Below are 6,332 nucleotides of genomic sequence, written 5' to 3'. Positions count from 1 at the left end.
GTCCTGGCTCACCAGCTCATCGAGCATCAGCGGAAACAGCGTCGCCTGCCCCCGGTCCTGTCCGTGCCGATGTCCCATTGATCGCTCTCCAATGAAAAATGCCCTCCAGACCAACGTCTGAAGGGCATTCAAGGCAGACTCAACGCCGACTATTTACACAGACTGCATGCTCGGCTTTTTCTTTGACTGACGGAGCCTCAATGCAGCGTATGGTTGCCCGGCGCCATCGGCGCGACCTTGAAGAAGCCCGTGCCCGCCGAGCCGCGGCCGACTTCCTCTTCGGTGGCCTCGCGCACAGAGCGGACCGTGATGTCGAGCCGGATCGCGATGCCTGCCAGCGGATGGTTGCCGTCCAGCACCAGGTGCTCCGGATAGATCTCGGCCACGGTGTAGATCGCGTCTTTCGGAATGTCGCTGTTCACGCCCTGGGGAAGGGCGGAGCCGTCGAAGGTCATGCCTTCTTCCGTGCCTTCGGGGAAGAGCGAGCGCGGCTCCAGGAAGAGCAGCTGGTCGTTGAAGTCGCCGAAGCCCTGTTCGGGTTCGATCTGCAGCTGCACCCGGGCGCCGGGCTCATGGCCTTGCAGGGCCGCTTCGATCACGTCGAAGAGGTCGTCGCCGCCGACCATGAATTCCACCGGCTCGTCGAGCACGTCGAGCACGTCGCCGAGCGTGTCTTTCATGGTCCAGGTCAGGCCGACCACGCATTGTTCAGAGATTTCCATTGCAGAATTCTCCCATGGAGATCAATCAACCCCTGCCGTTGCTTGGCGGCCTGAGTGCCGCGCAGTTCATGCGGCGGCACTGGCAGAAAAAACCCTTGCTCGTCCGACAGGCGATACCCGCGATGGTGCCACCGATCGAACGTGCTGCGTTGTTCGCGCTGGCCGAACGCGAGGAGGTCGAATCGCGGCTCATCCGGCATGGCAAGGCCGGCTGGTCGCTCAAGCATGGGCCGCTGGCCCGGCGTGCCTTGCCGCCGTTGAAGCAGCCAGCCTGGACGCTGCTGGTGCAGGGCGTCGACCTGCATCACGAAGGCGTACACGAACTGTTGCAGCAGTTTCGCTTCCTGCCTGACGCGCGCCTCGACGACCTGATGATCAGCTACGCCAGCGATACCGGCGGCGTCGGCGCGCATTTCGACAGCTACGACGTGTTTCTGCTGCAGGCGCAGGGGCGCCGCCGCTGGTCCATCGGCAAGCAGAGCGACCTGCGCCTGCAGCCGGGCGTGCCGCTCAAGATCCTCGAGAACTTCGAACCCGAGCAGACCTTCGTGCTCGAGCCCGGCGACATGCTGTACCTGCCGCCGCGCTATGCCCACGACGGCGTGGCCGTGGGCGACGACTGCATGACCTGTTCCATCGGCCTGCGTTCGTCCGCATTGGGTGAACTCGGCGCCGACCTGCTGGCGCGCATGGCGCAGGCGTACGCCGAAGACCTGGAAGATGCGGGGCCTGCCGAGCTGGCGCGCTACCGCGACCCGATGCAGCCGGCAGTCGATGCACCCGCGCAGATGCCCGCCGCATTGCAGGGCTTCGCGCGCAAGGCCGTGGAGGCCGCGCTGCGCGATGCCGACGCCGTCGACCGCGCACTCGGCGAATCGCTCACCGAGCCCAAGGCCAACGTCTGGTTCAGCGAAGGCGGCGAGGCCCCCGATGCAATGCAGCGCGTGGCACTCGACCGCCGTACGCGCATGCTCTACGACACGCGGCACATCTACATCAACGGCGAGAGCTTTCGCGCCGGCGGGGCCGACGCCACGCTGATGCGCCGCCTTGCCGACCGGCGCGCGCTGGGCTCCCGCGAACTGGCCCGTGCCAGCGAAGGTGCGCTGGCGTTGCTCGGCGAATGGTGCGAGGCAGGCTGGCTTCATGCCGAATGACCACGCTGCAGCGCCGCTGAGCGAAGGCCGCTTCGATGGCCGCGAAGCCTTCGATGCGATCCTGCGCGCCGCACTGTCGGCCGCCGCGCGCGAGGGCTGGAAGGAGATCGTCTTCAGCGACCCCGACTTTGCCGACTGGCCGCTGGGCGAGCGCGCGAGCATCGAGGCGCTGCAGGCCTGGTCGGCGAGCGGGCGCCGCTTCGTGCTGCTCGCGCAGCGCTTCGATGTTCTCGAACGCGGCCACGCGCGCTTCGTGCCGTGGCGCCGCATGTGGGACCACATCATCGAATGCCGCGCGACGGGCAAGGCCGCGGGCTCCGAAGTGCCCAGTGCCATCTGGACGCCCACCTGGTTCGTGCATCGCATCGACCCCGAACGCAGCCGCGGCGTGAGCGGCACCGATGCGCCCGCCCGCCGCGCCTTGCGCGAGTCGATCGACGAATGCTGGCGCATCGCGCGGCCGGCGTTTCCGGCATCGACATTGGGCTTGTAAGCCAATGCCGCGAATGCGGCTGCGAGACATATTTGGACAGGGAGGCGGGTCTAGAATTTTTTAGTTCCAGCCTTCATTGCCAAAGGAGTTTCCATGAAGAAGTCATCGTCCGTCCTGGTCGCCTCGCTGATTGCCGCTGCCGCGCTCGTCGCCTGCGGAAAGAAGGAGGATGCCGCGCCGGCTGTCGTGACGCCGCCTCCTGCGCCCGTGACCGAACCCGCGCCCGCTCCGGCCCCTGCGCCTGCCACCGATCCGGCCGCATCTGGCGCGGCAACGCCGACTCCCGGCGCATCGTCCGCGCTCGATGCCGCAAACGCAGCCACCGAGGCAGCGAAGAAGAATGAAGCGCCGAAGCAATAGGCAAGGCCTCGGCACCCCGTGATGAAAGCCGCCATGAGGCGGCTTTTTTTTCTTAGGAGAGCGTGAGGACCACGCGGCTCACACGTCGAGCCAGGGCGAGCCCTGCGATGCCGTGGCGGTGAGCATCTCGGCCTCGTTGCCGCCGAGGGCCTCGGCCATCAGGCGGCGCACGATGTCGGGCCGGTTGTTCTGCTCGCTCAGGTGCGCCGCGACCACATGGCGCAGGCCGTCGTGCAGCACCGCGCGCGCAATCTCTGCGGCGGCTGTGTTCGACAGGTGGCCGTAGTTGCCGCCGACACGGTGCTTGAGAAAGGGCGGATAGGCCGAATTCGCCAGCAGCTCGCTGTCGTGGTTGAACTCCAGCAGCAGCGCATGCACGCCGCTCAGGCGGGCCAGCACATGGGCCGTGGCGTGGCCCAGATCGGTCAATACGCCCAGCGTGCGGTTGCCGTCGGTGCAGCGAAGCTGCAGGGGCTCGCGCGCATCGTGGGGCACGGTGAAGGGCTGCACGCAGATGTCGCCGACCTCGAACTGCGCGTCGTCGCGCGCCAGGTTCAGCAGGCCCTCGAAATCGCGCCCGGCGGTGGCGAGCCACGTGCCTTCGCTCATCCAGACGGGAATGCGGTTGCGCCGCGACAGCGAATGGGCGCAGCCGATGTGGTCGCCGTGCTCGTGCGTGACGAAGATCGCATCGATGTCGCTGGCCGCAAGGCCTGCCTGGGCCAGCCGCAGATCGAGCTGCTTGAGGCCGAAACCGCAGTCGATCAGGAGGCGGGAGGTTCGGCCGGCGCTGGTCGCTTCGACCAGCGCGGCGTTGCCCGTGCTGCCGCTGCCGAGGCTTCGGAAGCGGAGCATGCGGGTTACTTCAGGTCGTCTGCAATGACCTTGACGATGCGTTCGGCGTTGGCCGAGGTTTCAGGTGCACCGGCTGCGTCGAGCACGGACACCGTCGTGGCTTCGCCCTGTCCCTTGACCGAGATGCGGAACTTGATCGGTGCTTCGTCCTTGGGCGAGCTGCTGAACAGCTTGCCGAAGAAGCCCGGCTCCTTCTTGTCGGGGTTCGGGGTCACGTAGCGCACGTAGTACAGGCCGGCGCTGCGGTCGCGGTCTTCCACGGTGAAGCCGGTGCGGTCGAGCGCGAGGCCGACGCGGCGCCATGCGCGCTCGAAGCCTTCGCTGATCTGCACGACCGGCTGGTTGCCGACCTTGGCGACGGTGGCGGTCTTGGTCGGCGCGGTGGTGGCGGCCAGGATCTTCGACTGCTCTTGCGAGACGCCGAGCTTGACCATCAGGCGGCGCAGGAATTCGGTCTCGAGTTCAGGATCGCTGGGGCGGGGCTGCCACACGGTCTGGTCCTGGCGCGAGTTGTTGTAGACCTCCTGCATGCCGCGGTGGCTGATGAAGATCTCGGTGCCGTTGGGCGTGCGTTCCAGGCGGGTGCGGAAGCGGTCGAGTTCGCCGGTCGAGTAGACCGAGTCGACCAGCTTGCCCAGCGTGCCGCGGATGATGTCCTGCGGCAGCTTGGCGCGGTTCTCGGCCCAGTCGGTTTCCATGATGCCCAGGTTGCGCTGGTCGGTGGTCAGCAGGAAGCCGCTTTCCTGCCAGAAGTCCTTCACCGGGTCCCACAGCTGGTCGGGCGTACGGTTGACGACGATCCAGCGCTGCGTGCCCGAGCGCTCCATGCGCACGTCGCCGAGGTTGCTCACGGCGGTGGGCACGCCCGGGGCGTTGGCGATGCCGGCCTGGTAGGCATTGGCGGTCACGGCGCCGCCGGGGATGGCGTAGCGGTTGTCGCGCGAGAGTTGGGAGAGATCGGGTGGGACTTCGAGCGTCGGGGCCTTGCCTGCACTCTTGTAGTCGATCTTGTCGCTCTCGAGGACGGAGCAGGCGGCGAGGCTGGCAACGAGGGCCAGCAGTGCAAGTCGCGAAAGGTTCTTCAACGTCGTCTTCCTTGTTGGAATGGTTCGGTCAATCTAGGGGCCGCAGTGCCCGCCATCTCAGAGCACGGTTCGGGCAAAAGGTTGCTTAACCTTGCTGCGGCCAGGGGAAAGAGTGCTCAGCCCTTCAGCAGGCCGGTGGCGCGCAGAGCGCCTTCGACTGCGGGGCGGCTCGCTTCGCCGAGTTCGGTGAGCGGCAGCCGCAGCGTGCCGCCGCACAGGCCGAGCCGGGCCATGGCCCACTTCAGCGGGATCGGGTTGGGCTCGACGAACAGGTTGCGGTGCAGCGGCATCAGCTCGAACTGGATCTGCATGGCGCGCTTGACGTCGCCCGCCAGTGCAGCCACGCACAGTTCGTGCATCTTGCGCGGCGCGACGTTGGCCGTGACGCTGATGTTGCCCTGGCCGCCGCAGAGCATGAGTGCGACCGCGGTCGGGTCGTCTCCGGAATAGACGGCAAAGCTCTTCGGCAGGTCGCGAATGAGCCACTGGGCGCGTTCGATGTTGCCGGTGGCTTCCTTGATGCCGATGATGCCGGGCACCTGCGCCAGTCGCAGCACGGTGTCGTGCGCCATATCGGCGACGGTGCGGCCGGGCACGTTGTAGAGCACGACGGGCAGGTCACCCACGGCTTCGGCGATGGCCTTGAAGTGCTGGTACTGGCCCTCTTGCGTGGGCTTGTTGTAGTACGGCACGACCTGGAGCTGCGAATCGGCGCCCACGCCCTTGGCGAACCTGGCGAGCTCGATGGCTTCCTTGGTCGAGTTCGCGCCGCAGCCGGCCATCACGGGCACGCGGCCCCGGGCCTGCTCGACCGAAACACGGATGATTTCGCAGTGCTCTTCGACATCGACCGTCGGCGATTCGCCGGTGGTGCCGACCACGCCGAGGCAGTCGGTGCCTTCTTCGATGTGCCAATCGATGAGCCGCCGCAGGGCGGGGTAGTCGACACTGCCGTCGTCGTGCATCGGCGTGACGAGCGCGACGATGCTGCCTGTCAGTTGCTCCAAGGGGAATCTCTTTGTCGGTGGACGAAAGTGCCGATTCTACTTACTCCGGCGTGCCGCAAGACAGCCGCCCCGGCCCCCTCAGTTTCCCGCAAGGAGGTGCCGGGGCGGCTGGCCGGCGTCGGTGCCAGCGGGGCGGATGGCGGCAATGCGCTGCACGAAGCGCGCCGGTTCGGAAATGAAGCCGTCCTCGTAGGCCACTACGCGCAGCCCGGTGCAGGCCGCCAGCAGTTCGCCGGGCTGCAGCAGGAAGTCGGGGCGCGAGGGCTTGCCGACGGTCTCGTTGCCCGCCGCAAAGGTTTCGTAGAGCAGCACGCCGCCCGGCGCCACCGCGGCCACGATGTCGGCCATGCGTGGCCGCCAGAGGTAGTTGGTGACGATCACGGCGCCAAAGGCCTGGCCGGGGAAGGGCCAGGGGCCCGACTCGATGTCCGCCGCGACGGTGCGGCCGAAGGCGCCGGCCGCCGCTACGGCTTCAGGCGAGCGGTCGACGCCGGTGGCCGGATGCCCGCGGCCCGCGAACCACTGCATGTGCCGTCCGGCGCCGCAGGCCACGTCGAGCACCGTGGCGCCGGGCGCGAGCAGGTGCGACCAGCGGACGATCCATTCGGAAGGCGCGGACAGGCCGTGCATCGGTGCGGCATCTTTCATGGCGG

The 6,332-nt window shown here is 67.5% G+C and carries 8 protein-coding genes; 3 read left to right on the top strand and 5 right to left on the bottom strand.

The annotated features are described in order from the left end of the window. Positions 1-197: 197 nt before the first annotated feature. A complete protein-coding gene (locus ASD05_RS09930; RefSeq protein WP_056591127.1) occupies positions 198-722 on the bottom strand; it encodes an FKBP-type peptidyl-prolyl cis-trans isomerase in 525 nt (174 codons plus the stop codon). A 14-nt stretch (positions 723-736) separates the two neighbouring features. Between ASD05_RS09930 and ASD05_RS09925 the strand changes: the two genes are divergently transcribed. The 3 genes from ASD05_RS09925 to ASD05_RS09915 all read left to right on the top strand — a co-directional run bounded on the left by ASD05_RS09925 (position 737) and on the right by ASD05_RS09915 (position 2,732). After that, positions 737-1,879, top strand: a complete 1,143-nt coding sequence (locus tag ASD05_RS09925) for a JmjC domain-containing protein (protein ID WP_056591125.1) — start codon at positions 737-739, stop codon at positions 1,877-1,879. Then, on the top strand, positions 1,869-2,372 hold the full coding sequence (locus ASD05_RS09920) for a hypothetical protein (RefSeq protein ID WP_056591122.1): 504 nt from the start codon (positions 1,869-1,871) through the stop codon (positions 2,370-2,372). Before ASD05_RS09925 ends, ASD05_RS09920 begins: the two co-directional genes overlap by 11 nt. A gap of 93 nt (positions 2,373-2,465) precedes the next feature. Continuing rightward, the gene (locus ASD05_RS09915; protein ID WP_056591119.1) at positions 2,466-2,732 is read left to right on the top strand and encodes a hypothetical protein; all 267 of its coding nucleotides are present in this window, start codon (positions 2,466-2,468) and stop codon (positions 2,730-2,732) included. A 78-nt stretch (positions 2,733-2,810) separates the two neighbouring features. Here ASD05_RS09915 and ASD05_RS09910 read toward each other — a convergent pair whose 3' ends face one another. The 4 genes from ASD05_RS09910 to ASD05_RS09895 form a co-directional block, all read right to left on the bottom strand. Further along, positions 2,811-3,587: an MBL fold metallo-hydrolase gene (locus ASD05_RS09910; RefSeq protein WP_056591116.1), complete on the bottom strand. Its 777-nt coding sequence runs from the start codon at positions 3,585-3,587 to the stop codon at positions 2,811-2,813. Positions 3,588-3,592: 5 nt separating this feature from the next. Next, on the bottom strand, positions 3,593-4,672 hold the full coding sequence (bamC, locus tag ASD05_RS09905; protein ID WP_056591110.1) for an outer membrane protein assembly factor BamC: 1,080 nt from the start codon (positions 4,670-4,672) through the stop codon (positions 3,593-3,595). Between the two features lie 116 nt (positions 4,673-4,788). Continuing rightward, positions 4,789-5,679, bottom strand: a complete 891-nt coding sequence (dapA, locus tag ASD05_RS09900) for a 4-hydroxy-tetrahydrodipicolinate synthase (protein ID WP_082519697.1) — start codon at positions 5,677-5,679, stop codon at positions 4,789-4,791. Between the two features lie 78 nt (positions 5,680-5,757). Continuing rightward, the gene (locus ASD05_RS09895) at positions 5,758-6,327 is read right to left on the bottom strand and encodes a class I SAM-dependent methyltransferase (RefSeq protein WP_056591107.1); all 570 of its coding nucleotides are present in this window, start codon (positions 6,325-6,327) and stop codon (positions 5,758-5,760) included. Positions 6,328-6,332: the final 5 nt, after the last annotated feature.

It is taken from the genome of Variovorax sp. Root434 (genome assembly GCF_001426595.1).
GTDB lineage: Bacteria > Pseudomonadota > Gammaproteobacteria > Burkholderiales > Burkholderiaceae_C > Variovorax.
The sequence above is the reverse complement of the archived record's forward strand: the minus strand, read 5'-3'. Positions and strand labels throughout refer to the sequence as shown.

Excerpts from the sequence above, each read along its gene's own strand:
- ASD05_RS09930 (WP_056591127.1), bottom strand. The coding sequence starts at position 722 with ATGGAAATCTCTGAACAATGCGTGGTCGGCCTGACCTGGACCATGAAA.
- ASD05_RS09910 (WP_056591116.1), bottom strand. The coding sequence starts at position 3,587 with ATGCTCCGCTTCCGAAGCCTCGGCAGCGGCAGCACGGGCAACGCCGCG.
- ASD05_RS09920 (WP_056591122.1), top strand. The coding sequence starts at position 1,869 with ATGCCGAATGACCACGCTGCAGCGCCGCTGAGCGAAGGCCGCTTCGAT.
- ASD05_RS09915 (WP_056591119.1), top strand. The coding sequence starts at position 2,466 with ATGAAGAAGTCATCGTCCGTCCTGGTCGCCTCGCTGATTGCCGCTGCC.
- ASD05_RS09895 (WP_056591107.1), bottom strand. The coding sequence starts at position 6,327 with ATGAAAGATGCCGCACCGATGCACGGCCTGTCCGCGCCTTCCGAATGG.
- ASD05_RS09925 (WP_056591125.1), top strand. The coding sequence starts at position 737 with ATGGAGATCAATCAACCCCTGCCGTTGCTTGGCGGCCTGAGTGCCGCG.